Genomic DNA, 25,410 nt, shown 5'->3' with positions numbered 1-25,410 from the left:
CAAATACTCCCCTCTGGCTCAGTGCACCTGGAGCTCGGGCTGACGGCCCGTATCGGCACCCGCGCCGGTCTTGCGCGACTGGTAGAACTTCAGAATGCTGCGCGACGTCTCGATCTTGAGCTTGCCGAACTCGCGCTCGCTGTCATGGAGCTCGCGCGCCGTGATCAGATGATCCTTGGCGCCGAGGAACAGCAGCGACATGGTCGTGTCCCACGAGAAGTCGAGCGCCTTGCACAGCACCAGAAGTATCTCGCGATTGCGGTCCATCATCGCGCGCTCGATCACGTCGACCGGAAGCGACGACAACAGCGACAGGCCGATCTGCACCTCGTCGAAACGGTGCTGGCGCGCATAGTTCGAGATCGAGTCCTGGTTGAGGTTGCCCTGGCGGTACTGCGTCGTCACCACGCGCTTGGCGACGAAATAGCTGCGCGAGGACGGACCGAACTTGGACTGCAGATCGCCGGTGACGTCGGTCACCGAGCTCTGGATCTGCGCCATCATCTCGGGCCGCTCGTGCTCGAGGCGGCGGCGGACGTCTTCCGACGCCTTGGAAATGAGCTGCTGGAAGATGTGGCGCGGCACGTCCTTGCGCAGGCCGAGCTGCTCGGCGAGGATCGAGTCACCCTCCGCGCGCCTGACCATGTGCAGCAGGCCCGAACCGGAGAAGCGCGCGCCCTCGTTCTTGGCGACGGAGGTCACGACCGCCTGGTCGCCGCGCTTGACCAGCACGTCGGTGACGGCTTCGCCGATCGACTTGCGCTGGGCGATCGCAAGCAGGTGCGCCTGGCCCTTGGTCATGGCGCTCTCGACCAGCATCTTCTCGTCGATACGGCTGGAGTCGCGCAGCACCGGACCGGCCACGTCGATCTCGTCGTCGAGGGCGAGCTTTTCGATAACATTGAGCGGAGCATGGTCGCAGGCCGACATCAGTTCCGAGAGCTGCGCCCGCGCGGCGACCTCGATCTCGTCGGCAAGCCGTCCGATGACCTCGCCGAACATGCTGATCTCGTCGTCGCTGTAGCGGCCGGTGATCAGGATGTCGGTCGCATGCCACAACGCCTTCGCCCGGCTCTCGTCGGTGCCGCGCGCGATCGCGTCGTCCAGATCCTGCAGAAGCGATTTTGCCCCGTTCATCTCGTTACCCCAGTTCTTGGTTAGCCATCCTGCTTGTGCGGGCAGGACGCCGAATTCCTCTGGGAACCGACACTAGAGATCAAACGCGAGAATCCAGTAAAGTCGGCAGATCAGTTTTGCCGAGCAAAATTCGTTAAAATGCGCGGGAATGGGTTTACCGGCGGGCAAGGGCCAGCGCTTGCCGAACAGGCTGCCGCGTTCACGGATTCGACGGCGTCAGCACCAGCGGTGGCTTCGGCTTGGGTTTTGCGGGCGGCGGGCCTGGCGCCGGCCTCACCTCGATCGGCGGCGGCAGCGGGGCGATCTGCTGGCTCGCGAGCGGCGGGCTTGTGAGTGGCGGGCTCGGCACCGCGGGGGCGGCCTGCGGCGCCTTCGGCGTCGGCGCGGCCTTTGGCTTCGGCGGCGCGCGGCGCGGATCGCGGCCGGGCAACGGCACGTCGGTCAGCGACGGCTCGGGCACCGGATCGGGCGAGACCAGCGTCGGCAGCGCCGCAGTCGCCGGCGGCGGCTCGCCACGCTCGATCGCGTCCAGCCGGCGCGTCTCGCGATCGATCGTGCGCACCGCGAGCCAGGACGACAGCGGCGCGAGATCGACGGTGCGGTTGAGCCTGTCGGGGGGACCCGCCGCGAACAACTGGATCTCCGGCGGCGCGCCCGAAAGTCCGGTCATGATCGGCGTCAGGCTGGCGCGGATGTCGGCCTGGTCGGCGGGAATATCGTAGCCGCCGGAGACGATGGCCCGCGCGTTCTTGGCTTCCAGCGGTGTCGCGCCGACGCGCAGGCGCCCGTCGCGGATCGTGAACGGGATCTGCGCCGAGGCGACCGCGATCGGACCGGCCGACAGCGCAGGCTCGACGAGCTGCCGCAGCCTGTTGTCGTCGGCAACCTGGCCGCCGTCGCTGGCGCGGATGGCGATCTCGAAGGCGCGCGGATTGAGGCCGCTGATTTCCGCGGCCTCGAGCGTCACCGTGCCATTGCCGGCGAGCGCACCGGTCAACGCCGCAACGCTGCGGCCCTGGCTGGTCAGCGCCATCTGCACCGAGGCGCGTCCCTTGGGCAATGCGAGATCGCGGTAGCGCAGCGCCGCCGCATCGACATTGCGCAGCTCGATACGTGCGTTCAGCGCAACGCCATTGGCGCCATTGCGCGCGTCGAAGCTCGCCGACATCTCACCACCGCCGACACCGCCCTTGAGCGCGTCGAGCGCGAGCGACTGGCCGTCGCTCCGGATCGTGCCGCCGACGGGGCGCAGCTCGATGCCGTCAGGCAAGGTGCCGCGCAGGGCCTGGAAGGCGATGCGGCCGCGCCAGCCGCCGAGCAGCCCCGCACTCAGGGGATCGCCGGCATCATGTCCGGCGGCGCCGATGGCCATCGCGAACGCGGGCGCAAGATCGAGCGCGTCGAGGCCGATTTCGCCATCGACGCTCTTCTCCTGATCGAGCGTCACCGCGAGATGCCCGCGCAGATGCGAGCCGGCCGCGCTGCTGTCGAGATCGTCGAAGGTCAGGCGGTTGCCGGAGAGGCCGACGCGCGAGGACAGGTTGACGCTCTGCACTGACTTGTCCGCCGGGCTGGTCCCGAACAGCGGCGCCAGATTGGCATTGCGCACGCGCAAATTCACGCTGGCCTTCGGCTGGAACGAACTGGGGTCCGACAATTCGATGCTGCCTTGCGCATCCGCATCCAGTCCGCCGCCACTGAGCTTTGCGTTCAATTGCAACGGCCGGCGCCACGCGCCACTCAACCGGCCTTCGAACTGCGAAGGGCCCTCGCCCGCGGCAGCGACGCGATCGAGGCCGAGCAGCGCCAGCAATGCGCCCGCCTTCGGCGTCGAGATTTTCGAGTCCAGCGTGAAGTCGCTGTTGCGCAAGCGGTCGATGTCGATGTCGATGCCGTTGACCGCCGCTACCGGCGTCTGCCCGGCCAGCGTCGCTGTGGCCTTGAGCTGCGGCGCATCGAGATCGAGCACGGCGCGCGCGTCGCTGCGATCGGCATGGTCGGCGTTCTTGTCGAGGCTGAGGTCGAGCTTCAGCCGCGTCGCACCGGGCAATGACGGGATGGCGTCGAACCGTGCGCGCACCGAAGGCGCGATCGGCTCGAGCAGCGCGGTGAGCTCACGCAGCGAATTGGCCGAGGATTTCAGCGCGAGCTTGCCGGTGGCATGAACGCGGTCGAAGCTGCCGCTTGCTTCCGTGGTCACCCCGCTCGCCTGGCCGAAGCGCAACTGCTCCAGCGACAGCGCCGCAGGGCCGTAGCCGAGCTTCGCCGTGAACGGCCGCAGCTCCTGTCCGGCCGACATCGCGCGGCCGACATCGAGCGCAAGCTTGGCTTCCTCCGGCCATTCGCCCTGTGGCCCCGCGAGCGCGCGCACGAAGCTTGCGGCGGCATCGAGGTCGAGACGGTCGGCCTTGAGCTCGGCGTCGATCCGCGAGCCCTTGCTCGCGCCGGTCTGGACGAAGGCGATGCGGCCCTCCACCGCGCCGCCCTCGATCTCGGCCTTCAGCCTGTCGACGGCGAGATGGTTGGCGGCGATGGTCACGTCGCCGGCAAGGCGCAACGGCCGCGTGCTGCGGCGGTTGATCTCGCTGCGGCCCTGGAGCCAGGCCACCAGCGTATCGGGGTCGGACGACTCGACGCTGAGACGGCCGCTAAAGCTGTCGGCGCCGGGCGTTGCGCCGTTGAGCGAGAGCTGCGTCATGCCGGGCGCGCGCAGCTCGAGCCGCTGGAAAGTCCAGGACCTTCCGTCGGTCTGAAGCTCCGCCGTGATGTTCTGGAGCGGACGCCCGCCCAGCATGATCTGGTCGGAGTTGAACTCGATCTGCGCCGGCATCGGCGCCTGCGGGATCGCCGCAAGGCCCGCGCGCAGCGCCGGCAGGACGCGCTGCGGCTCGGCATCATCCTTGCCCGCCAGCTTGTCGGCATCGACCTGGCGCGCCGACAGCACCGCGCGCAGTAGCGGCGAGGCGCCGAACCTGACATCGCCGACACCGCCAAACTTGAGCGCATTGTCCTCGGCGCCGAAGCTCGCGTCGATCTGATCGAATTTGGCGCCGGCCGGATCGGCCTTGAGCTTTGCCGTGAGCTTCCAGGGTGTCGGCCCCGCCGTGCCCGCCTTCTTGACCGGGGGCACAGCGAGCGTCAGCGCGCCGTCGAATTTCGGCAGGCGGTTGTCGAAGGCGAGCACGCCTTCGAGATCGGCCAAGATCGCGCGCTCGCCGGGATCGATGTTGAGGTGGAGACGGGTGGCGCTGCCGTCGGCGCTCGGGCCGGAGGAGACGCGGAACGGATAGCGCACCCCGGTGGCGGTGAAACTGCCGTCGCCGCGGACCGAGCCGGCCAGCGAGCGCACGTCGCCGGAAAAGGTGATATCGTTCAATTCCAGCGTCGAGCGGCTGGCGGCATCGTGCAGGGCGATGCGGCCGGTGAGGTTCAGCCGCTCGATCGCAAGCGAGGCCAGGTTGAAGGTGCCGCTCGCGGTGGACGGCAAATCGACCCGGCCCTTGGCATCCAGGCCGAGATCCACGGCCATGCCGTTGACGGTCAGCTCGGTGGCGCGCCATTCGCCGCGCATCAGTGAGCTCAGGCTGAACTCGACGTCGAGCTTGTCGGCGCGCAGGCGGCCGAGATCGTTGTTGCCGCCGAAGGTGACCGAGCGCAGCCGCAGCGTCGGCGCCGGCAGCAGCCGCGCATCCAGCTCGCCCGCCACCCGCACCGGCACGCCCATGATCGTGCCCGCCTCCGCCTCGAACTGGGGCCTGAACTGGTTCCAGTCGATGAAGTAAGGCCCGATCAGCGCGGTCAGCAGCGCAATGATGAAGGCAATCGCCAATCCGAGCAGCGTCGTCTGCACGGGTCTCCCCTCGGCCAAATCGGCCCGGGCCGAACCTGAGGGCCTCAGGCGCGCCGGAACAGCCCCTTATATAAGGGGAAGTGTGGCGAAGTCACAGCGACTGTTGCGCGCGGAGGTTAACGCTGGCGGGAGACCCTCATGGTGAGGAGGCGCGCTAAGCGCCGTCTCGAACCATAGAGGCCCCCGCGCCCGCGGCTATCCTTCGAGACGGCTGCTTTGCAGCCTCCTCAGGATGAGGACCGGCGCTCGCAGATGCAGCGCCGCCGGCCATCACCAGCTTGCCGGCAGGCGTTTCAGGCCGCGCAGCACGAAGGTCGGGCGCCATTCCGGGTTCTCGACGTCGTCGATGCGCAAATCCGGCAGCCGCCGCAACAGCGTCGCGATGGCGATTTCGGCCTCGATGCGCGCCAATTGGGCGCCCAGGCAGAAATGGATGCCGCCGCCGAACGACAGCGGCTTGACGTTGGGCCGGGTGACGTCGAGCCGGTCGGGGCGATCAGGGTAGACCGCCGGATCGCGGTTGGCCGAGCCGAGCAGGCAGAGCACGGTCTCGCCCTTGGGGATGCTCTTGCCGCCGAGATCCGCGATGTCCTCCAGCGCCACGCGCCCGGTCATCTGCACCGAGGAATCGTAGCGCAAGAATTCCTCGATCGCGTTGACCATCAACTCGGGCCGCGCCTTCAGGAGCGCGAGCTGATCCGGATTGCGATGGAGCGCGAGCAGGCCGTTTCCGATCAGATTGACGGTGGTCTCGTGGCCGGCGCCGAACAGCAGGATGATGTTGGCGGTCAATTCTTCGTTGGTGAGCTTGTGGCCGTCTTCCTCGGCCTGCACCAGCTGGGTGGTGAGATCGTCGCCGGGATTGCGGCGGCGCAGCTCGAACAGCTGCTGGAAATACATCTGCGCCATCATGTTGCCGGCGTTGCCCTTCGCGATCTCTTCCGGCGTGAGGGGCACGGGGTCAAGCAGCCGCCCGCCATCGCGCGAGCTGTTGTAGAAGGTCTCGCGATGATCCTCGGGGATTCCGAGCATGTCGCAGATGATGGTGACCGGCAGGCGGAAGGCGAAATCCTCGATCAGGTCCATGTGGCCGCGCTCGATCACCGCATCGATGGTCTGGTCGACGATCGCCTGGATCCGCGGCCGCATGTCCTCGACGCGACGGGCGGTGAAGGCCTTCACGACGAGGCCGCGCAGGCGGGTGTGGTCGGGCGGATCGGATTGCAGCATCCAGTGGCTCATGCTGCGAAACACCGGCTCGTCCATGATGGCAGGGCTATAGCGGCGCTTGGAGCGCTCGACAAAGTCCTTGCCGAAGCGCTTGTCGCGCATCACGAAGCTGACGTCGGCATGGCGGCTGGCGACGAACTGGCCGAACGGCGTCACATGGATCGGCTCGATCGTGCGCAGCCGGTCGTAGTGCGGATAGGGATCGCGGATGAAGTCCGGCGACAGCGGATTGAACAGCGGTCCGCCTGCGGGTTGCACTTGCTCGTTCATGGTGACCTCAATCGGTTGCCGCATGACACGAATACGCCGGCAGCCCCCTTGCGCGCGCGGCGTAACCATCCCCAAGATTATAAACTCGATACATTGTTGTATCGAGTTGCATTCTGCCCTAACCTGCGCCGATGTCAAGGGTGAGAACCAGGCCGACCAGGGACGACACGCGCGACAAACTGTTCGAGGCGGCCGCGCGCGTGTTCGAGGCGGACGGCATCGGCGGCGCCAGCATCGAGGCGATCGCGGCCGCCGCGGGCTTCACCCGTGGGGCGTTCTATTCCAACTTCAAGAGCAAGGACGAATTGATCATCGCCATGCTCGAGGATCATGTCGAGCAGTCGATCCGGCGCAACCTCGACATCCTCGCGCAGCACGACAATCTCGACGATTTCATCGCGGCGCTGAAGACGATGGATCGCAGCCGGCAAGACCCGCTCGGCCGCTCGCCCCTTCTGCACATGGAGATGATCCTGTTCGTCGCGCGCGCCGAGAAGCGCCGCCCGGAGCTTGCCAAGCGGCTGCGCGCGCGGCGCAAGCTGGTGGCCGACATCGTCGAGGCCACGTTGAAGAGCAACGGCAGGAACGACACGCTGAATCCGCCGTGGATGGCCTCCGTCGTGCTGGCGCTGGAAGATGGCTTTCGCCTGCACCGCCTGATCGATCCGGAGACGACGCCGGCCGACAGTTTTCTGCGCGCGATCACGGATCTCAGGCGTAGGACCGGATTGTCGCCGAACTAGCCCGGGTCGCCGATATCAGGCTCGCGACCGGACCGTCATCCGACCGGCGTTGGATTCTCCGACAACTCGCCGTCCGCCCCCAATCGTGCGTTTGTGAAAACGTGGGCCTGCTTGCGGCAGGATCGGACAAGGCATGGCCGCTTCGGGAAATACGCCGGGCCTCGGCGCCGCTAACCGGCTAGGCGCCGGGCGATTGGCGCAGGCGCGTCCGTTAGCAGCAATCTCTCGACAGGGACGGCAATCGCTCTGGCGCAGTCGACGATCCGGTTGGCTAAACATCGCAACGTCACATCATGGGGACGGAGACAAACGATGGACAGGAAACGGTTTGCAATCGCGCCACGACGGAAGGCGGTCTCGACGGCGCTCATGTACGGGCTTTCACTGACCGTGCGTTTCACCTCGCCGACGGCCGATGAGGCGCCGCCACAGATCGCACAAGACGCCAAGGTCTCGACGTCGATCCTGATCGATCGGGGCTGGACCAACAAACCTGCGCTGCCGGTCGCCCTGCGCGGCTGGCCATCGGGCCCGCGAATTTGCCGCGCAGGATGTGAAGGCCCTGCGCTGCTGTCCTCGCTGCCCAACTGCGCCGCGCCGTAAGGACCAGGCGGTCTCCGTCTCACCTCTTCGCGTCATCATCGCTCGCAACAGGCACTGCTCGCATCGAGCGGCGGCGATGGCGCGCGTTTCGAACCAACAAACCCAGAACCAAATCCAGGAGTGAACCAAATGCGACTGCTCATCATTGGCGCCGGCTTCGCCGGCATGTACGCCGCCCTCTCCGCCGCTCGCCTGCGCGACATTCAGGGCGTCTCGCCGGAAGAGCTCGAGATCGCGCTCATCGCACCCGAGCCGACGCTGGTGGTCCGCCCTCGGCTCTATGAGCCGAAGCCGGAAACCCTGACGGCGCCGTTGCTCGATGTCCTCAAGGCGATCGACGTCGATTACATCCAGGGGAGCGCCGAGACTGTCAACACCGAGGCGCTGACGGTGCAGATCTCGACTCCCAAAGGCACCCGCAAGACCCTGTCCTACGACCGCCTGGTGATCGCTACCGGCAGCCGCCTCTTCCGACCCAACATCCCCGGCCTTGCCGAACACGGCTTCAGCGTCGACTCGCTCGACGATGCGGTTGCCCTCGACAAGCATCTGCATGGCCTCGCCGACCGGCCGGCCGTCAATGGACGTGACACGGTCGTGGTCGCCGGCGGCGGCTTCACCGGCATCGAGGCGGCGACCGAGCTGCCCGCGCGCCTGCGCGCCATCTTCGGACAAAACGCCAGGACGCGCGTGATCATCGTCGAGCGTAACGGCGCGATCGCTCCCGACATGGGCGAAGGCTCCCGCCCGGTCATCGAGCAAGCGCTGCGCAAGCTCGGCGTGGAGACAAGGCTCGGCACCGGCGTTGCCTCGCTCGACAAATCCGGCGTGACGCTGTCGACCGGCGAACACATCGAAACCGAGACGGTGGTCTGGGCAGCCGGTATTCGCGCCGCGCCGTTGACGGCGCAGATTCCCGCCGAGCGCGACAATTTCGGCCGGCTGCTGGTGGACCGCGATCTGCGCGTGCCCGGCATCGCCGGTGTCTTCGCCACCGGCGATGCCGCGCGAGCCGCGTGCGACGACGAGGGCAATTACGCGCTGATGTCTTGCCAGCACGCCACGCGGATGGGCGCCTTTGCCGGCAACAATGCGGCAGCCGAACTCCTGCGCGTCCCGACCAGGCCGTATCACCAGAAGGCCTACGTCACCTGCCTCGATCTCGGCGAAGCCGGCGCGCTGTTCACGCGCGGCTGGGAGCGCAAGGTCGAGATGGTCGGCGACGTCGCCAAGAAGACCAAGCAGGAGATCAACACGGTCTGGATCTACCCGCCCCGCGCCGAGCGTGCCGCAGCGCTCGCCTCGGCCGATCCGGAGCGTGTGACGAGCCTCTAGAAGCACGAAACGATCACGGCCGCACCTCCCTGGCTGCGCGGCCTGCTCAACCAAGACCAGCCGGGAGCCCTACCTTGAAACAGGAGACCAACATGAACCTGCACAACACCTCATACCCCGCGACATCGAAGCCGGAAGAGCTCGTTCCATCGCGCTACGCGCTGAAGGTCGGCGAGATCGACGTGCTGGTGGTCAGCGACGGCGTGCTGCCGCTGCCAACCACGATGCTGGCGCACAATGCCGACCCGGCCGTCCGGGCGACCTGGCTGCACGACATGTTCCTGCCGCAGGACGCTTTCGACTGGGCGTTGAATGCGGTCGTGGTCCGCAGCGGCGACAAGACCATCCTCATCGACGCTGGACTGGGGTCCGACCCGGATCTGCACTTGCCGCGCGCCGGCCAGTTGATCAAGCGACTGGAGGCCGCCGGCATCGATCTTTCGTCCGTGACCGATCTGGTGCTGACCCACTTGCACATGGATCACATTGGCGGACTGCTCGTCGACGGGGTGAAGGAGCGGCTGCGTAAAGACCTGCGGATCCACGTGGCGGCCGCCGAGGTCAAATTCTGGGAGGCGCCCGATTTTTCCCACACCGCCATGCCGCCGGGCTTCCCGGACGCGCTTCGGGCGACCGCCAAGCGGTTCGTCAAGGAGTACGGAAGTCAGCTGCGGAAGTTCGATGAGCAGCACGAGGTTGCGCCGGGCGTCGTCGTTCGTCGCACCGGCGGTCACACCCCCGGACACAGCGTGGTTCGCGTGGCATCCGGCGGCGACGGGCTGACGTTCGCCGGCGACGCCGTGTTTGCCGTCGGATTCGATCAACCCGACTGGCACAACGGTTTCGAACACGACCCCGAGGAGGCGGCGCGCGTTCGGGTCGGTCTGTTGCGAGAGATTGCCGCGAGCGGCGAGATGCTGGTGGCGACCCACATGCCGTTCCCGTCCGTCGGCCATGTGGCGGTCGCCGGCGACGCCTTTCGCTGGGTGCCGGTGTTCTGGGACTACTGATCGCTCGCTGAGCCAACGTGAGACCAGGGCGCGCGCATTCATGGCGGGCCCTGGTTTCGATGCGGCGAACCGAGTCAGCGCGGCGCGCCGCCGATATCAGATCCGATCGTTGATCAGGACGCCGGACAACGACGGATCGTTCGCATTGGTCGTATCGCCTGCTTTCGTCGCGCTATATGTCGAGTCCGCAAGCGAGCTTTTCAGCTGCTGGAGAAACTGCTGCAGCAGCTCTGCCGTCGAATTGCCACTTGACGAGTCGTCCGTGCCGTTCACCGAGGGAGGCTCGCCGGATGGCGGTGGCCCGTCCGGCGGCGGTCCACCCGCTCCGTGCGGTCCATGCGAGAGCGCCGCCTTGAAAATTCCTTGCAGCTCGGTGGCCTGCTCGTCCGTCAACTTGCCGGCCGACACTTGCTGCTGGATGAGGCCATTAATCTTCGACGCGAAGGCGTCGGGCGAAGATGTCCCGCCGCCGGATTGATCGCTTGCACCGGTTGACTGCAACGCGGAGCCGATGCTGCTGAGCGCGGCCGACAGCGCCGACTGATCCGACGCATCGATCGTGCCGGAACTGACTTCCGCTTGCAGCTCGTCTTGTAATTGTTGCAACGGTGATGAGCGGTGGTGATTGGAGGAGAGCGCAGAAATCGAGGTCATGGTGGCTTTCCGTGCTTTTGGCGGACCCGAGGTGACGTTGCCCCGAGTCCCATCCAGTCCTGAGTTCGCCCTGGCAGTTGGATTTGCCTGGTTGCGCGGTGGTAGGAACGGGAGCTGGCGCGGAGCATTTGGCAGGGCGCCGCGCCGGTTGCTCGATATTGCCAATCGGCAATTAGTAATATCCAGAAACAAAAATCCGACCAGCCGATCATCAGCCGGGGCTGGAGCTACCCGTTGAAAGGGATGACTGCCGGATTGTGCGCGAACGCCCTGGAGCCGACTATGCCGACCGCTTCACCACGTCGCGACCGGCCGGCGTAACATCGATCCGCCCCAGCATCGCCCTCGTCTGCTCGGCGCAGTGCTCGATCAGCCAGCGTTCGAATACGACCGGCGGCAGCGCGGGCGCGTAGAGGAAGCCCTGGACGACGTCGCAGCCGAGCTCGGCCAGCGTCTTGCGCTGGCCTTCGGTCTCGACGCCTTCGGCGACGACGGTCATGCCGAGGCCCTGTCCGACGCGCACCACGGCGGTGGCGACCGCGAGCGCGCCCGCGTCTCTCTCGATGTCGCGCATGAAACTGCGGTCGATCTTCAGCTCGCGGATCGGCAGATGCGCAAGCCGGCTGAGGCTGGAATAGCCGGTGCCGAAATCGTCCACGGAAAGCCCGACGCCGAGCTCGCGGATCGCGTTCATCGTCTCCAGCGCGGCAACGCTGTCCCGCATGAACGTGCCCTCGGTGATCTCGAGCATCAGTGCGTCCGGCGGCAGATCGTATTCGGCGAGGATGTCCTTGAGCCGCGCCGCCAGCGTAACGTTGCGGAAATTGATCGGCGACAGGTTCACCGACACGCTGGGAATGTCGAGCCCGGCGCGGCGCCAGTCCGCCATCTGCCGGCAGGCCTCACGCACCGACCACAGGCCGATCTGCTCGATCAGGCCGCACTCCTCAGCGAGCGGGATGAATTTCGCCGGCGAGACGTCGCCGAGCACGGCATCATGCCAGCGCGCCAATGCCTCGACGCCGTGGACGGCACCGTCGCAACTGCGGATCTGCGGCTGGTAGCTGAGGGTCAGCGCGCCCTCGGCGATGGCGCGGCGCAGCGCTGCGATCAGCGCCAGGCGCTGCTCGGTGAGCCCGTTCATTTCGGCGCTGAAGATGCGATGGGTGGAGCGGCCGGCCTGCTTGGCCATGTACATGGCCGCATCCGCCTGCTGCATCAAGGTGTCGATGTCGGTCGCATGGTCGGGATAGAGGCTGATGCCGATGCTCGCCGACATCTGCAGCTGCCTGGAGCCAAGCCGCAGCGGCGCGGCGAGCGCCTCCGCGACCCCGGCCGCGACGCGCTCGGCGCTCTCGGCATTGCGCTGCGGCAGCAGGATGACGAACTCGTCGCCGCCGAGCCGTCCCAGCATGTCCTCGGGGCCGATCTGCTCGCGCAGGCGCTGCGCGAGCTGGATCAACAGCTCATCGCCCGCGGCGTGGCCGAACGTGTCGTTGACGTCCTTGAAATGATCGACGTCGAGGAAGGCCAGCGCAACGTGGCTGCCGGTCGGGCAGGCATCGATGGCCGTGGTGATCAGGTGCCGCAGTTGCGCGCGATTTGGCAGCCCGGTGAGAATGTCGTGATAGGCGAGCCGCGCGATCTCGGCCCGCGCTTCCTTGCGCTCGATCGCGAAGGCGCCGAGGTCGACGCAGGCGTTGACGATACGGCGGTGCCAGTTGCTCGGCGCGCGCGGTTCACGGAAATAGAAGGCGAAGGTGGCGATGACCCGGCCGTCCTTGGCCTTGATCGGTGTCGACCAACAGGCGCGCAGGCCCACTTCGAGCGGACGCGTCTTGTAGGGCTGCCAGCGCGGATCGGTGTCGAGATCTTCGGCCAGCACCGGTTCACCGTAGAAGGCCGCGGTGCCGCAGGATCCGACATTCGGACCGATCGCGATGCCGTCCAGCGCACGCGAATAGTCCTCGGGCAGGCTGGGGCCGCCGAGCGGATGGACGAGGCCTGCGGCATCGACGTGGAGCAGCGAGCAAACCACGTCAGGCGCGATCTCCTCGACCCTTCGGCACAGCCTGTCGGCGATATCGGTGATCGGAACCTCGTCGGCCAGCGCACTCATGATGAGCTGCTGGAGCGAGCGCAGCTGCCTGGTCTCGGTGATGTCCTCGAGTAGCGCGAAGATGTGCCTGGCACGGCCCTTCTTGTCGCGGAAGACGTCGATACGGGCGCAGACCCAGATCTCCTCGCCGCCCTTGTTGTAGACCAGCGTCTCGATTTCGCCGCGGCGGCCGCCGGTCATCAGGCGCTTGACGAGCTTCGCGACGGCCTTCCGATCGGTGTGGCGGCCGGCGATCAGCGCGCCGGCGCGGCGGCCCTCGGCCTCCTCGCTGGTGTAGCCAAACAGCGTCGCGAAGGTGGAATTGACGTAGACGATGTTCTGGTCCGTGTCGGTGATGAGCACCGCGCGGTTGGTCTGGTCGGAGACGGCGTGGAGAAGCCCGATTCTGACGCGGCGCTCGGCCTCCGCGGTGACGTCACGCGCGAACACGACGTGATGGGTGACGCCGCCACGCGTGACGGATGACAGCGAGATGGCCGCCCGGATCCGGGTGCCGTCGCGCCGCACGAGGCTGATCTCGTCGCGGAACTCCGCGACCGGATCGGCCCGAAGGCATTTGAGCGTGAGAAGTTCGGCGTCGCGGCCGAGCACCTCGGCGCGCGCGAGTTTCCAGATCCGCTCCGCGCCGGCATTGAAATGCGTGATGCGACGCGCGCCATCGACGATGACGATGCCGCCGTCGGCGCATTCGAGCGCAGCCAGCAGCACGTCCGGAATTTCTGTCATGGGACAATCGGCGGCGGACATCGTTGGACCCGGATGCATCGGGAAGATGGCAAGGGGGGCCGAGGCTAGCGCCGCGATGGTGTCCAAGACGTTTTTGCAGCCAGGTCGCGTCCGGCCAAGACGCGACATGTTTAACGGCTCGCGAAAGCTGCGAAGGCAATCCGATGCATTCGGAACCTATTCGGCCGCGCTTGTGGGCTTGAGCTTGTGCAGCCGGCCGGCCACCGCCCGCACCTTGCGTGGAGCGGCCTGCCAGACCGCGAGCGCCGACAGTCCGCTCACGACCATGGCGATGGCGAAGGCGAGCGTGTAGTCGCCGGTGCGATCATAGAGGAAACCCGTGAGCCAGGGACCCGCCGCGCCGCCGGCCAGGGCCGCCAGCATGATCGTTCCAAAAATGCTGCCCTGGTGCCTGCCCTGGAAGATCTCGAACACCACCGCGCCCATGATCGAGGTGAGGCCGTAGCCGAGCGCGCCTTGCGCGAACACCATGACATAGACCAGCCACAGCGACGGCTGGAATTTCAGCGCCATCAGCGCCGCGAAGCAGATCGCAAAGCCGGCACAGCTGATCGCCCACACCCATTCCCGCCCGATCCGGTCGGAGACGTGGCCGAGCAGGATCTGGCCGGGAATGCCGAGCAGGCTGACGATGCCGAGCGCCCACACCGCGACACCCGGGCTGAAGCCGATGTCGAGCAGGAATTTGGTCTGGTGCACCTGCACCGCGTACCAGATGTACAGGCCGCTGAAATAGCCGAGCGCGATCCACCAGAAGCGTGCGGTCGCAACCGCCCGCTTGAGCGTCCAGTCGGTGCCGACCCAGACGGGATCGACGATGTTGGACACCGGTGTCGCCGCGCCCGCCGCCGGCGTGGCATCGCCGTCCGGCTGAAGGCCGATGTCTTCGGGCCGCTTGTGCAGGAACAGATTGATCGGCGCCAGCACGACGAGGATGAGCAGTCCCATCGCGGTACAGGCGGTGCGCCAGCCGGTCTCTTCGATCATGTGCTGCACCCAGGGCAGCAGCGTCACCGAGCCGATGCCGACGCCGGCAAAGGCGATCCCGATGGCGAAGCCACGCTTGCGGATGAACCAGTTCGGCAGGAACAGCGACTGGCCGGAATAGCCGAGACACACCGAGCCGGCGCCGACCATGACGCCGATGGTCACGTAGAGATGCCAGGGCGTGCTGGTGAGTGGCGCGAGCAGCAGCCCGCCGCCCATCAGCACAACACCGAGCTCCATCACCGCGCGCGGGCCGGCGCGATCCATCAGGCGGCCGATCAGCGGGCTGACGATGCCCGACACGACGAAGCCGAAGGAGAATGCGCCGGCAGTGACGCCGCGTTCCCAGCCGAATTCCGAGATGATGGGAGGAAAGAACAGCGAAAACGCGGTGCGCGCGTTGACGCCGATCGCCATGGTCACGAAGGTCACCGCGACCACGACCCAGCCGTAGAAGAACGGAAGCCGCATGTTGTGCTTATTTCATCCCTAGATGGTGCTACCGACCATCCAGGGCCGTCTGGGTCAAGCGATTTTCACGAATGTGTTTCTTGGCGGGTCGCAGAAGTTGCCACATCGTCATGGCCGGGCTTGTCCCGGCCATCCACGTCTTCGCTACGCGGAACAAAGAACGTGGATGCCCGGGACAAGCCCGGGCATGACGACCTCTCGTATATGTTCAAATGTTGCCAGGCCCGCGCTCAGGCCGCGTCGCGCTGCGAAGCCCGGACGGGCGCGTCGAACTCGATCTGGTCGACCGGCTGCGGGCGTCCGAACAGATAGCCTTGTGCAAAATTGACGCCGAGCGCGGTCAGCCGCTCGAACTCTTCGCGTGTCTCGACGCCTTCGGCGGTAACCGACATATCGAGGCCGCGTGCGAGCGTCACGATCGAGGCGATGATCGCGGAGCTGCGCGGCTGATGCGTGAGGTTGCGGATGAAGGACTTGTCGATCTTGATCTTGTCGAACGGGAACGTGGTCAGATAGCTGAGCGACGAATAGCCGGTGCCGAAATCGTCGAGCGCCAGCTCGATGCCGATGTGCTTCAGCCGCTCCATGAAGGCAAGGTTCTCGACGCCGCGTTCCAGCAGCACGGATTCGGTGATCTCGATCTCCAGCCGCTGCGGCGCAAGGCTGGAATCTGCCAACGCTGCGCAGATCGTCTCGAACAGCTCGGCTTCCTTGAACTGGATCGGTGACAGGTTCACCGCAACCATGAGATCGCATGGCCAGGCGGCGGCGTCCGCACAGGCGCGCCGCAGCACGAATTCGCCGAGCGGCACGATCAGCCCGGTTTCCTCGGCAAGCCCGATGAACTGGTCCGGCGGGATCAGGCCGCGGCTCGGATGCCGCCAGCGCACCAGCGCCTCGAAGCCGCGACGGCCACCGCTGGCGACGTCCATAAAGGGCTGATAGTGCACTTCGAGCTGGCACTGCGCGATGGCATCGCGCAAATCGCCTTCCAGCGTGTTGCGAGCCTCGAGCTCGGCCGACATCGCCTCGTCGTAGATGGTGAAGCAGTTGCGGCCGGCCGATTTCGAGCGGTAGAGCGCGAGGTCCGCCTTCTTCAGCAACTGCTCCTGGTCGCTGCCGTGGTCCGGTGCGATCGCGATGCCGATGCTGGTGCCGATCTCGACGCGATGGCCGGGCAGCAGGAACGGTTCGGCGACCAGCTTCGCGATCCGCGCGGCGAGTTCGGTCGCGCAAGTCCGCTGATCGTCGCAAGCCTCCTGGATGATGGCGAACTCGTCGCCGCCGAGCCGCGCCAGCACGTCGGTGGCGCGCAGCGCAGATCTCAGCCGCAGCGCCACCTGGCGCAGCAGCGCATCGCCCGCACCATGGCCGAGCGAGTCGTTGACGTTCTTGAAGCGGTCGAGATCGAGCATCAGGATCGCGAACGGCAGGCCCCGCACGCTCAACTGGCTGTTCATCATGTCGAGCCGGGTCAGGAAGAAGGCGCGGTTCGGCAGCCCGGTCAGGATATCGGTCTGGGCGAGCTCCAGCACCCGCCGGTTCGCCAGCGAGAGCCGCCGCGAGCTGCGGCTTGCGAGCATGAGATAGGTCGCGAGCGACAGCGTCAGCAGCATGCCGACGACGATGACGGCAACGGCGCGGTCGTAGGCCGTCTCCAGCGAACCTCCGGCCGTCGGCATGGCGCGCACCTGCCAGTCGGTATCGCCGATCTTGAGGCTGCCCGACCAGTGCAGCGCCCGGGCGACGTCCCGCATCGACGTGGCGGCCGACGCATAGTCCGGCAGGGTTTGTTCCAGGCTGACGATCTGCCCCGTGAAGGGTGGATAGACGTTCACGCTGACCGCGGGGCTTGCTCCCGTGGTCACGCGAATGGACTGGATCAGCAGCGGCAGGTCGAAGACGCCGACGACGAAGCCCGCCAGATTGCGGCGCCGGTCCGCCACCGCCTCGCGCGAGGTTCCCTTGGCGTAGACGGGAATGGCAACGAGCACGTCGGGCTGCCGGCCGCCCTCCTTCGGCTCGTAGAGGCGCGTGCGAATGGCGGCGACGCGATCGTTGTCGCGCGCGCGCTCGAGGGCTGCGCGGCGCTCCGGAACGGTCGCGTAATCCATGCCGTAGACCGACGACGTCTTCGGCTGGGTCGAGTAGAACACCGGGAAATATTCATCGGCTTGCGGCGCGGTCGCGAAGGTCTCGCCCTGGAGCGATTTGATGCGATAGCCGGACACGCCGTCCGTGGCCGCGGCGGCCTCGTATTCGGCGCGCTCTTTGCGGTTGACGCGCGGCAGCCAGGAGATGCGCAGCATGCCGGGATGACGTTCGAACAGCCGGGAGCTGAACGTCTCGAATTCGCTGCGGGTGATTTCCTCGTTGGTCGATTCGAACAGCGTACGCAGCGCGACGAGCCTGGAGATGTACTCGCTCATGCCGTTCTGCATGACGATGGCTTCGGTTTCGGCGGCGTTCTCGAACTCGATCTTGTTGACGCGGTTTTCCCATCGCGCCACGGCGGCGGCGCCCACGAGCGAGAACAGGAGACCGACGCCGACTGCGACGAGCGCAGGGCGATAGAGTCCGAGCAGCGGCGCGGCGCGCCACCATCCGGTCCTACGTTCCCGATCCTGATCGTTCTGACCCCGACCGCCCATCTTGATCCCGCAAGTCCCCCTCGGCGCGGCAACCCACTTCTGGTTGAGCTGCCGGAACTGCTATCGGACAAGGATCGGGGTTAAGAACCGCACAATTTCAGAACCGGGTCGTCGCAGATTGCGCGGCTTAGTTAACGATTGGCCTGCAAGCAGGGGCCATTGTGCGAGCATTTTGCCGCTTTTCCCCGGACTCTTACGGAGCACCGTTACATCGGGGGTTAGCGAGCTGTTCAGGGCGACGGGACTATCGTTTCCGACAGGTATTCCCTTATCCGGCAAACATCCTCATGACACGATCGCGATCAGCGGCCTGCGTCGCTCTGGCCGTCGCGCTACTCGCCGCGGCCAATCCTGCAGCGAAAGGCGACGAGGTCGGCGTCAGCGACGATGCGATTCTGTTCGGCCAGGCGGCCGCGCTCGAAGGCCCCTCCTCCGCGCTCGGACAGCGGATGCGGCAAGGCATCGTCGCGGCATTCACCGAGATCAACGAAAAGGGCGGCGTCCACGGCCGCAGGCTCCAGCTCATCAGCCGCGACGACGGCTACGATCCCGACCGCTCGGTGGCGCAGACGCTGCGGCTGATCGAGGACGACAAGGTGTTCGCGCTGATCGGCGCGGTGGGCACGCCGACCGCGATGGCGACGATACCGATCACCAGTACCAGGAACATTCCCTTCATCGGTCCGTTCAGCGGTGCCGAATTCCTGCGCGACCTCGAGCTTGCGAACGTCGTCAACATTCGCGCAAGCTATGGCGCTGAAGCGGAGGCCTGGGTCAAGCACCTCACCGAGGATCGCCACTTCACCCGCATCGGCATCTTCTACCAGGACGATTCCTTCGGCCGCGACGGTCTCGCCGGCGTAAAGCGCGCACTCGCCAGGCGCGGCCTCGAGCTCGCCGCCGAAGGCACCTTCGAGCGCAACACCCGCGCGGTCGGCGCGGCCTGGCGCATGATCAAGCGCGCCGAGCCCGAAGCCGTCGTCATGGTCGGGACCTACGGCCCTTGCGCGGAGTTCATTAAGCTCGCGCATCGCAGCGGCTTCCATCCGACCTTCGTCAACATCTCCTTCGTCGGCGCCAATGCGCTCGCCAGAGAGCTCGGCCCCGACGGCGAAGGCGTCATCGTCTCGCAGGTCGTGCCGTTTCCCTGGGATCGCTCGCAAAAGCTCGTCGCCGACTACCAGGCGGCGCAGAGGGCGTTCGACCCGACGCTGACACCGGACTTCGTGTCGCTCGAAGGCTATCTCTCCGGCCGCCTCGCGGCCGCGGCGCTGGAGAAGGCCGGGCCGCAGCCGACCCGCGCGAGCCTATTGCGCGCCATCAACGACGTCGGCCGCTTCGACATCAGCGGCAGCATCGTCACCGTCGGCGCGCGCATGACCGACGCGCCGCCGAAGGTGTTCTTGACCGTGATCCAGAAGGACGGGACGTTCAGGGCGGTGGATCGGCTTTAGGCTAACCCCGACTAGCGCCACGAAAAAGGTGCGCTCCCTCCCCCCTTGCGGGGGAGGGTTGGGGAGAGGGGTCGCCCAGGAAAAGGTGCTTGTTGCCGACGATGCACCGCTCGGTGCGCGACGGAAGGAATCCCCGTGCGGCACCCCTCTCCCTGCCCCTCCCCCGCAAGGGGGGAGGGAACGGAGAGAGCTGTGCTGTCGGCTAGAAAGTCATCAAGGCCGGCGCGTCCAGCACTCCGCGTTGACGGCGCCTTGCGGGACCTCGCCTTTGACGATCGCCTCGACCTGCCGCACCGTTTCAAGCGACTGGTATTCGATCGCCTGCGGCGTCAGCCCGCCGACATGTGGCGTGGCGATAGCGTTGGGAAGCCTCGCCAGCTCCGGGCTCGGCATCTGGTCGGGCGCGCGGCCGACATCCATCGCCGCGCCGGCGATGCGGTTTTCGCGCAGCGCGCGTGCCAGCGCAGCCTCGTCGACGAGATTGCCGCGCGAGAGATTGATGAACACAGCATCCTTTTGCATGCGCGCCAGCGCCGCCTCGCCGATCAAATTCTCGGTCTGCTCGTTGGCGATGGCGAGGCAGACGACATAGTCGGAAGCCCCAAGAAGCTCGTCGAGACTGACCTGCCGGATCGAACCGTCGCTGACATCAGCGAAGGGATCGGAGACCAGCACCTCCATGCGCATCACCTTGGCGATTTCGGCGAGATAGCGCCCGATGCTGCCATAGCCGATGATGCCGATCCGGCTGCCGGCGAGCTGGCGGCCCATCCGCGCCTCGACCCTGCGGCCGGCCTGGTAATCCGCCGTCGCCCGGGACACGCCGCGGGAGAGATCGACCATGTAGCCGATCGCAAGCTCGGCCACCGCCTGCACGAAGCCCGGACCGGCGCGGGTCACGAGCACGCCGGCGTTCGAGGCTGCATCGACGTCGACATTACGGATGTCGACGGCACAGCGGACGAAGGCACGCAGGCGCGGCAGTTGCGCAAAGATCTCGCCGCGCCCTTCCGTCATGCGATCGGCGACGATGATGTCGGCATCACCAGCCGCGCGCACGAGGGTAACCGCGTCCAGCGTGTCGTCGCTCTCGTGCAGGATCACCTCGGCGGCCGCGCGCAGGCCATTCAGGCTGCGGTCGCCGTAGTAATTGCGGCGCATCTCCGGCGTGTGAGCCAGCAAGACTTTCACGACAAGACTCCTTCAGTAGCCGAATGCCCGCGGCAGTGCGGTCGAGAGCCATGGCACGAAAGCGATGACGAGCAGGCAGAGGAACAACAGGCCGAGATAGCCCATGATCGGCTTCACCGTCTGCTCGATCGGCACGTTGCCGATCAGGCATGCGCCGTAGAGTCCGAGCCCGAGCGGCGGCGCGAACAGGCCGATGCCCATCGCGATGACCAGCACGACGCCGAAATGCAGGGGATCGACGCCGAGCTGCACGGCCACCGGCAGCAGCAGCGGCCCGAAGATGATGAGCGCGGCAGCGCCTTCCAGCACCGAGCCCATCACGATCAGCACGCCGATCGCGAGCAGGATGAACAGCCACGTCCCTGATGTCTTGGACAATCCCAACATGAAGTCGCCGACCGCGTGCGGCACCTGCTGCAGGGTCAGCGTGAACGCCAGCGACTGCGCGGCGGCGACGATGAACAGCACGAGCCCCGCACGCGTCGCGCCCTGCACGAAGCTGTGTGCGGCCGACTTAAAGGTGAGCTCGCGGAACACGACGCTGCCGACGACGAGCGCATAGGCCACGGCAAACGCGGAGATCTCCGTCGCCGTCGCAAAGCCGCTCTTGAAGCCGAAGAAGATCATGAAGATCAGGCCGAACGAGGCGATCGCGCCGCTCCAAAGGCCAGACACCGGCATCTGCGGCGCAACGTCCTCGGTATCCGCCGGCCGCTTGCCGAAGATGATGGACACCGCGATCAGGACCAGCGCCATCAGCGCCGCCGGCAGGAGGCCAGCGACGAACAGGCCGCCGATCGACAGGTTCGCGACGAAACCCAGGATGATCAAATTGATGCAGGGCGGAATGGTTTCCGCCATCACCGCGGATGCGGCAAGCAACGCCACCGCGCCGCCCGGATTCTGCTTCGAGCGGCGTGCGGCCGGGATCAGCACCGAGCCGACCGCGGCGACGTCGGCCATCTTCGAACCGGATATGCCTGAGAACAGCACCATCGACGCCACCATCACGACGTTGAGTCCGCCGCGCATACGGCCGACACCGCGTTGCAACAGCTCGATCAGGCGCACCGACATGCCGTTGGCTTCCATGAGGTAGCCGACGAGGATGAAGAAGGGGATCGCGAGCAGCACGAAATTGTCGATGCCGCGCGCCATCTGCTGGGCGAAGATCACGCCGGGCAGCGCGCCCTCGACCCAGATGAAGATCAGCGCGGCCAGCGCCAGCGCGAACCCGATCGGCAATCCGCCGAACAGGGTTGCGAAGAAGCCGATAAACATCAGCGTACCCGCTGACGGCACCGTGGACGGCGACAGATAATCCCAGGCGAGATAGAGGCCGCTGACGATGACGACCGCAACGAGGCCCCTGACGATGTCAGGCAGCGGCCGCGCGCAGAGCTGGTCGATCGCGAACACCGTCATGAACAGCGCGCCGATGCCCATCGGGTAGAAGGTCAGCTCCAGCGGCAGGCCGGACCCGGTGGTTTGGCCTGAAGTCAATGATCCCAGCTTGATCGCGTTGTAGGCGACATAGCCGGAGATCAGCACGACCAGAAGCGCGCTCGCGGCATCCACCAGCGTGCGCAGCCGCACCGGCAGCAGATCGCGGAAGAAGGACACGCCGACATTCTCGCCGCGCGCCAGCGCGCTCGCCGCGCCGAAGAAGGCCGAGCCGACCATCAGGCCGCGCGCGACGTCGTCGGACCATTCGACCGGCGCATTGAAGCAGAAGCGCAGCAGCACCGACGCGCAGACGACCACGAGATCGGCGGCCAGGAGGATGGCCGCAATCGCGTCGCTGAGGCGAAGCAGCAGCGTAATGCTCCCGTGGCGGCCGCCCGAGAGGGGCACGGCGGCTGTCAACGCCATCTCAGACTTGGTCATCTCAAGCTTGCGTCGCGCGGATGATGTCGATGACCGGCTTGGACTCCGGCCGCGCCTTGATGAAGTTCTCGTGCTGCGGCGCGACGCGCTTCTTGAAGGCTTCGCGGTCGCATTCGGCCACCGTCACGCCCTTCTCGGTCAAAGCCGTCAGCGCCTCCTTCTCGACCGCAAGCCCATGGGCGCGCGTATCGGCCGCGGCCTTCTTGGCGGCATCGAGGAAACCCTCGCGCAGCTTCGGATCCATGCGGTTGTAGGTCACGTCGCTGAAGTAGATCGCGAGCGGCGAGAAATTGTGCTGCGTCAGTGAGTAGAATTTTGCCGTTTCGAAGAACTTGCTGGCCAGAATCGTCGGCGGATCGTGCTCCAGCCCGTCGAGCACGCCGGCCTGGAGCGCCGTGTAGATCTCGCCGAAGGCCAGGGGCGTCGCGGCGGCGCCCATCAGGCGCAGGCATTCCGTGATCACCGGATTCGGCAGCGTCCTGATCTTGAGGCCGGCGAGATCCTCCGGCGTCTTCACCGGCTTCCTCGCGAGCACGCTGCGTGAGCCGAAATTATAGGCCCAGGCGATGATGCGGATGTTGCCACTCTTGAGCAGCGCGTCCTCGATCGGCTTGGCGGCGCCGGAATCGAACGCCTTGGTCTGCTGCGGGAAGCTCGAGAACAGAAAGCCGAGGTCGAAGGTGCCGACCAGCGGCACCAGGTTGGCCGAGATCGACGAGCCCGACACCATGAGGTCGATGACGCCGAGCTTCACCGAATTGATGACGTCGATCTCCTGCCCGAGCTGGTTGTCCGGGAAGAAGGCGACCTCGACCTGCTCGCCGAGCCCGTTGCCCTTCAGGTTCTTGACGAGGTTGTCATAGTAGACGCGGCCGTTGGCGTATTTCGGATCGTTCGGCAGCGAGGAGGAGCATTTCAGCTTCAGCGTCGCCGCTTCGGCGCGACCGATGATGGCAGGAGAGAGAACGAGGCCGGCGGTGACCGCCGTCGACGACTTGATGAACGTGCGACGGCTCACAGGCACGATGGTCATGGCGCGGTCTCTCCCCGAATATTCTTGCTTACGGCCGAGATCGCTGCCACGGCCTGTTGCGCGGACTGTATGGCCAAAGCGACGGGGCAGGCAAGGGTTGCAGCCGGCCGTCGCAAAGCGGCGGGTTGCGAACATCGACGGCATCGGCGCCGTCAAAACAACCATGTTTGTCCGGGATTCTCGATCGGATCGGCCTCGGGGCCGATGTGCGACAGGACGCTTCGCGCAGCAGCACGGATCAATCCAATTGGTGCATGGATCAATGCGCAATTCACATGGATGCCGCCCGAGCGATGCCCCGGCGGCTCCGGCAGACGCCCTGCCCCATTTTGCCGCAGCTTGCAGCGTGATCCAGTGCACAGACAGACGCGTGGCGGCGACCTAGGAATGATGACATCATCGCGCGCATTGCCGATGGAGGTGACACCATGCGCCGTCCGGTCCTTCGCAATTTGTTTCTTGCCTCCAGCCTTGTCGCGCTCACGCAGTTGATAACGCCGACTGACGCCGACGCCGAGGCGCGGCTCGCACTCGTGATCGGCCAATCGGCCTACCGGACCGTGCCGGAGCTGCCCAACGCAGCCAACGACGCCAGGGGCATGACGGAGCTGCTCGGCAATGCCGGCTTCACCGTCACCACGGCGGCCAATTTGGCGCAGAACGAGATGCGCGCTGCAATCTCCGATTTCGCCGGCAAGGTCAGCGCCAGCGGCGCAGACACCGTCGCACTGGTGTTCTATGCCGGCCACGGCCTCCAGATCGACGGCGAGAACTATCTGGTGCCGGTCGATCTCGATCCCAAGCGCGAGGCCGACATTCCACTCCAGGGCGTGCGGCTGAACGATCTGCTCAACACGCTCGGCGCGCTGCCGACGCGGGCACGCATCTTCATGTTAGATGCATGCCGCAACAATCCGTTCCCTGCGCTCAGCGGCGCTGGCCACGGGCTTGCGATCGTCGACACCAAAGCCGGCGCGCCCGGCTCCTTCATCTCCTATTCGACCTCGCCCGGCGCCGAAGCCGAGGACGGCTCCGGCGTCGACAGCCCCTACACCACGGCGGCGCTGACCGTTGCCAAGCAGCCCAATTTGCCGATCGAGGAAGTGTTCAAGCGCATCCGCATCGCCGTGGCGCAATCGACCGACGGGCGGCAGATCCCGTGGGAAAGCTCGTCGCTGACGACCGACTTCAAGTTCTTCGGCGGCGAAAGCAGCGGCGGACAGCCTGCTCTCCCGGGCGCATCCGCCATGGCACTCGCCAGCGGCACGCGCAGCGTCGCGGACTGGCGCAAGGATTTGCAGGGCAAGGAGCCGAAGGCTGCCTATGAGCTGGTGATCGCCGACGACACCGTCGAGGCGTATCAGGCCTATGTCGAGCTCTACGCACAGGCCTCCTACACGCCGCGTCTGCGCACGATCCTGGAGCGCCGGCGTCAGATGCTGGCCTGGGAGCGCGCCACCGCCATCAACACGCGCGCTTCGTTCGAGGCCTATCTGGCGAATTGGGACAACAGCGATCTCGCCGCAACTGCGCGCCGGCTGCTGCTCCGCGTGCAGAACCGCAACTATGCCTTGCCGGTCGCGGCCGCAGCGGCCCCTGCTCCGGTCGCGGTCGCAATGGCCCCGACCTGCCCGTGCTCGGCGCCGTCGACACCGGCAACGCCGGTCAATCCGGCGGTGGCGCCCGTCATCAAGAAACGCGTCGACGATACCCCGCCGAAGCGAAAGGTGGTCGAGACGCCGCCGAAGCCGCGCCGGCCGCCGCCCGACGAAGTGATCTACGAGCGCGCGCCACCCCCTGGCCCGCCACCTGAAGCCGTGGGCGTCGGAATTGGCGTCGGGATTGGTCTCGGCATGGGCATGGGCGGCCGTGGCGGAGGCGGCTACGGACGCGGCGACTACAACCGCGGCAGGTACTGAGCCCCAGTTCACCAAGCGAATGGATGTCCGCAGGCCCTGCCTGCGGACATTTCTGTTGATGGTGAGCGGCCAGCAACTCGCGTGCCCCGGGCGCAGCGCAGCGCTCCCGGCGATGCGAC

General features: G+C 66.5%; 16 protein-coding genes. 6 read left to right on the top strand and 10 right to left on the bottom strand.

The window, feature by feature from the left end:
- Positions 1-18 precede the first annotated feature (18 nt).
- The 3 genes from AB7Z56_RS09625 to AB7Z56_RS09615 all read right to left on the bottom strand — a co-directional run bounded on the left by AB7Z56_RS09625 (position 19) and on the right by AB7Z56_RS09615 (position 6,487).
- The gene (locus AB7Z56_RS09625) at positions 19-1,137 is read right to left on the bottom strand and encodes a DUF2336 domain-containing protein (protein ID WP_063981597.1); all 1,119 of its coding nucleotides are present in this window, start codon (positions 1,135-1,137) and stop codon (positions 19-21) included.
- A 199-nt stretch (positions 1,138-1,336) separates the two neighbouring features.
- Complete coding sequence (locus AB7Z56_RS09620) at positions 1,337-4,987, bottom strand: AsmA family protein (protein ID WP_063981596.1); 3,651 nt, start codon at positions 4,985-4,987, stop codon at positions 1,337-1,339.
- A 270-nt stretch (positions 4,988-5,257) separates the two neighbouring features.
- Positions 5,258-6,487 carry a cytochrome P450 gene (locus AB7Z56_RS09615; RefSeq protein WP_063986151.1) on the bottom strand — a complete coding sequence of 410 codons (1,230 nt, stop codon included), beginning with the start codon at positions 6,485-6,487 and terminating at the stop codon, positions 5,258-5,260.
- Between the two features lie 131 nt (positions 6,488-6,618).
- Here AB7Z56_RS09615 and AB7Z56_RS09610 point away from each other — a divergent pair, with 131 nt between their 5' ends.
- From AB7Z56_RS09610 to AB7Z56_RS09595, 4 genes are all read left to right on the top strand, one after another.
- Positions 6,619-7,230 carry a TetR/AcrR family transcriptional regulator gene (locus tag AB7Z56_RS09610; RefSeq protein ID WP_063981595.1) on the top strand — a complete coding sequence of 204 codons (612 nt, stop codon included), beginning with the start codon at positions 6,619-6,621 and terminating at the stop codon, positions 7,228-7,230.
- 312 nt (positions 7,231-7,542) lie between these two features.
- Entirely contained in the window at positions 7,543-7,833 is a 291-nt protein-coding gene (locus tag AB7Z56_RS09605) for a hypothetical protein (RefSeq protein WP_063981594.1), read from the top strand.
- A gap of 129 nt (positions 7,834-7,962) precedes the next feature.
- A complete protein-coding gene (locus AB7Z56_RS09600; protein WP_063981593.1) occupies positions 7,963-9,168 on the top strand; it encodes an NAD(P)/FAD-dependent oxidoreductase in 1,206 nt (401 codons plus the stop codon).
- Positions 9,169-9,260: 92 nt separating this feature from the next.
- Positions 9,261-10,178, top strand: a complete 918-nt coding sequence (locus AB7Z56_RS09595) for an MBL fold metallo-hydrolase (protein WP_166101732.1) — start codon at positions 9,261-9,263, stop codon at positions 10,176-10,178.
- A gap of 96 nt (positions 10,179-10,274) precedes the next feature.
- Here AB7Z56_RS09595 and AB7Z56_RS09590 read toward each other — a convergent pair whose 3' ends face one another.
- From AB7Z56_RS09590 to AB7Z56_RS09575, 4 genes are all read right to left on the bottom strand, one after another.
- A complete protein-coding gene (locus AB7Z56_RS09590) occupies positions 10,275-10,832 on the bottom strand; it encodes a hypothetical protein (protein ID WP_063981591.1) in 558 nt (185 codons plus the stop codon).
- 280 nt (positions 10,833-11,112) lie between these two features.
- On the bottom strand, positions 11,113-13,698 hold the full coding sequence (locus AB7Z56_RS09585) for an EAL domain-containing protein (protein WP_063981590.1): 2,586 nt from the start codon (positions 13,696-13,698) through the stop codon (positions 11,113-11,115).
- 156 nt (positions 13,699-13,854) lie between these two features.
- Positions 13,855-15,156 carry an MFS transporter gene (locus AB7Z56_RS09580; protein WP_063981589.1) on the bottom strand — a complete coding sequence of 434 codons (1,302 nt, stop codon included), beginning with the start codon at positions 15,154-15,156 and terminating at the stop codon, positions 13,855-13,857.
- Positions 15,157-15,386: 230 nt separating this feature from the next.
- Positions 15,387-17,807, bottom strand: coding sequence for a bifunctional diguanylate cyclase/phosphodiesterase (locus AB7Z56_RS09575; RefSeq protein WP_441256193.1), 2,421 nt, complete (start codon positions 17,805-17,807; stop codon positions 15,387-15,389).
- Positions 17,808-18,094: 287 nt separating this feature from the next.
- On the opposite strand from AB7Z56_RS09575, the gene AB7Z56_RS09570 reads away from it, so the two are divergent.
- The gene (locus tag AB7Z56_RS09570) at positions 18,095-19,261 is read left to right on the top strand and encodes an ABC transporter substrate-binding protein (RefSeq protein ID WP_063981587.1); all 1,167 of its coding nucleotides are present in this window, start codon (positions 18,095-18,097) and stop codon (positions 19,259-19,261) included.
- A gap of 213 nt (positions 19,262-19,474) precedes the next feature.
- Here AB7Z56_RS09570 and AB7Z56_RS09565 read toward each other — a convergent pair whose 3' ends face one another.
- From AB7Z56_RS09565 to AB7Z56_RS09555, 3 genes are read right to left on the bottom strand one after another with little or no spacing between them, the layout of a single operon-like run.
- Positions 19,475-20,452, bottom strand: coding sequence for an NAD(P)-dependent oxidoreductase (locus AB7Z56_RS09565; RefSeq protein WP_063981586.1), 978 nt, complete (start codon positions 20,450-20,452; stop codon positions 19,475-19,477).
- A 12-nt stretch (positions 20,453-20,464) separates the two neighbouring features.
- A complete protein-coding gene (locus AB7Z56_RS09560; RefSeq protein ID WP_245328563.1) occupies positions 20,465-22,339 on the bottom strand; it encodes a TRAP transporter large permease in 1,875 nt (624 codons plus the stop codon).
- Position 22,340: 1 nt separating this feature from the next.
- Positions 22,341-23,372, bottom strand: coding sequence for a TRAP transporter substrate-binding protein (locus tag AB7Z56_RS09555; protein ID WP_028147675.1), 1,032 nt, complete (start codon positions 23,370-23,372; stop codon positions 22,341-22,343).
- Positions 23,373-23,800: 428 nt separating this feature from the next.
- On the opposite strand from AB7Z56_RS09555, the gene AB7Z56_RS09550 reads away from it, so the two are divergent.
- Positions 23,801-25,291, top strand: coding sequence for a caspase family protein (locus tag AB7Z56_RS09550; protein ID WP_063981585.1), 1,491 nt, complete (start codon positions 23,801-23,803; stop codon positions 25,289-25,291).
- Positions 25,292-25,410 lie beyond the last annotated feature (119 nt).

The organism is Bradyrhizobium sp. 482_C4_N1_8 (assembly GCF_052075965.1).
GTDB classification, from domain to species: Bacteria; Pseudomonadota; Alphaproteobacteria; order Rhizobiales; family Xanthobacteraceae; genus Bradyrhizobium; species Bradyrhizobium barranii.
The sequence above is the reverse complement of the archived record's forward strand: the minus strand, read 5'-3'. Positions and strand labels throughout refer to the sequence as shown.

Excerpts from the sequence above, each read along its gene's own strand:
- AB7Z56_RS09625 (WP_063981597.1), bottom strand. The coding sequence starts at position 1,137 with ATGAACGGGGCAAAATCGCTTCTGCAGGATCTGGACGACGCGATCGCG.
- AB7Z56_RS09615 (WP_063986151.1), bottom strand. The coding sequence starts at position 6,487 with ATGAACGAGCAAGTGCAACCCGCAGGCGGACCGCTGTTCAATCCGCTG.
- AB7Z56_RS09610 (WP_063981595.1), top strand. The coding sequence starts at position 6,619 with ATGTCAAGGGTGAGAACCAGGCCGACCAGGGACGACACGCGCGACAAA.
- AB7Z56_RS09605 (WP_063981594.1), top strand. The coding sequence starts at position 7,543 with ATGGACAGGAAACGGTTTGCAATCGCGCCACGACGGAAGGCGGTCTCG.
- AB7Z56_RS09600 (WP_063981593.1), top strand. The coding sequence starts at position 7,963 with ATGCGACTGCTCATCATTGGCGCCGGCTTCGCCGGCATGTACGCCGCC.
- AB7Z56_RS09595 (WP_166101732.1), top strand. The coding sequence starts at position 9,261 with ATGAACCTGCACAACACCTCATACCCCGCGACATCGAAGCCGGAAGAG.
- AB7Z56_RS09590 (WP_063981591.1), bottom strand. The coding sequence starts at position 10,832 with ATGACCTCGATTTCTGCGCTCTCCTCCAATCACCACCGCTCATCACCG.
- AB7Z56_RS09585 (WP_063981590.1), bottom strand. The coding sequence starts at position 13,698 with ATGTCCGCCGCCGATTGTCCCATGACAGAAATTCCGGACGTGCTGCTG.
- AB7Z56_RS09580 (WP_063981589.1), bottom strand. The coding sequence starts at position 15,156 with ATGCGGCTTCCGTTCTTCTACGGCTGGGTCGTGGTCGCGGTGACCTTC.
- AB7Z56_RS09575 (WP_441256193.1), bottom strand. The coding sequence starts at position 17,807 with ATGGGCGGTCGGGGTCAGAACGATCAGGATCGGGAACGTAGGACCGGA.
- AB7Z56_RS09570 (WP_063981587.1), top strand. The coding sequence starts at position 18,095 with ATGACACGATCGCGATCAGCGGCCTGCGTCGCTCTGGCCGTCGCGCTA.
- AB7Z56_RS09560 (WP_245328563.1), bottom strand. The coding sequence starts at position 22,339 with ATGACCAAGTCTGAGATGGCGTTGACAGCCGCCGTGCCCCTCTCGGGC.
- AB7Z56_RS09555 (WP_028147675.1), bottom strand. The coding sequence starts at position 23,372 with ATGACCATCGTGCCTGTGAGCCGTCGCACGTTCATCAAGTCGTCGACG.
- AB7Z56_RS09550 (WP_063981585.1), top strand. The coding sequence starts at position 23,801 with ATGCGCCGTCCGGTCCTTCGCAATTTGTTTCTTGCCTCCAGCCTTGTC.